Below are 1110 nucleotides of genomic sequence, written 5' to 3'. Positions count from 1 at the left end.
CCCGGATCCTGCACGAAGCCAGGCCGACGGTGTAGCCCGCGGTGCCCGGGCGACCGCGCCCCAGGTCACCCGGGCACAAACATGGGGAACCATCGAACACAGCCGGTGCTCAGATGTTGGAGCCGTCCGGCGGCAGCCCGGGCGGTGGCTGCGGGGATCCGCCCCGGCCGGCAGCCGGTGGACAGGACATGCCCAGGGTGTAGGCCGTCATGGACAACGAGCCGTAGGCGTAGCCGTCGACGAGGACCTCGGTGTCGGGGGTGTCCATGGCGGCGGCCAGACCGGCGAGATACAACGCCGGGATGAAGTGATCCGGTGTCGGTACCGCACGGCGGAAGTCCCCGTGCGCGTCGAGGGTCGCGTACTCGCCCGGATCGGTCAAAATCCGGGCCTTGGCGTCCTCGTCGAAGCGTTGCGCCCAGTCGAAGCCGTCGTCGGTCAGCGTCCAGTCCATGCCGCGCAGGTTGTGCACGACGTTGCCGCTCGCCACGATCAGCACGCCGCGCCGACGCAGTGGAGCGAGCCGGGCGCCGAGTTGAAGGTGGTAGTCCATCGGCTTGTCGGCGTTGATGCTGAGCTGGACGACGGGAATCGTCGCGTCCGGAAAGGCGTGCATCAGCACCGACCAGGTGCCATGGTCGATGCCCCAGCTGTCGACGTCCGCCCCGACCCAGGTCGGATGGACGACGTCACTGACCTCCTCAGCCAGCTCGGGCAGCCCCGGCGCCGGGTACTGCACCTCGAACAGCTCCTGCGGAAACCCGTAGAAGTCGTGGATGGTCCTCGGCCGGGGCATCGCGGTGTCGGCCGTGGCGTTGATGTACCAATGGGCGCTGACCACCAGGATCGCGCGGGGACGCGGCACCGCGGCGCCGAAGGCTCACCACGCGGAGGTGTACCGGTTGACCTCGAGGGCGTTCATCGGGTTGCCGTGGCCCAGGAACGCCGCGGGCATCAACACATCCAGGGCCGGATGTACGTCTGAAGGCACGTGGACTTCCCTCCGTGGAGGACCGGATCGTACGGCGCGGCCCGCCGGACCTGAATGTCACGATAGTGCCGACCGCGACGTGACGTGGGGTGATCAGGCGGTCGGATGGGAGAGCGCCA

1 protein-coding gene is annotated in these 1110 nt (G+C 68.8%); it reads right to left on the bottom strand.

Going from position 1 to position 1110, the window contains the following annotated elements; all coding sequences use genetic code 11:
• Positions 1 to 109: 109 nt before the first annotated feature.
• Positions 110 to 865: a 4,5-DOPA dioxygenase extradiol gene (ygiD, locus tag AB0L34_RS34215; RefSeq protein ID WP_363709820.1), complete on the bottom strand. Its 756-nt coding sequence runs from the start codon at positions 863 to 865 to the stop codon at positions 110 to 112.
• Positions 866 to 1110: the final 245 nt, after the last annotated feature.

The sequence above is a fragment of the Micromonospora sp. NPDC052213 genome, from assembly GCF_040679695.1.
GTDB lineage: Bacteria > Actinomycetota > Actinomycetes > Mycobacteriales > Micromonosporaceae > Micromonospora.
The sequence above is the reverse complement of the archived record's forward strand: the minus strand, read 5'-3'. Positions and strand labels throughout refer to the sequence as shown.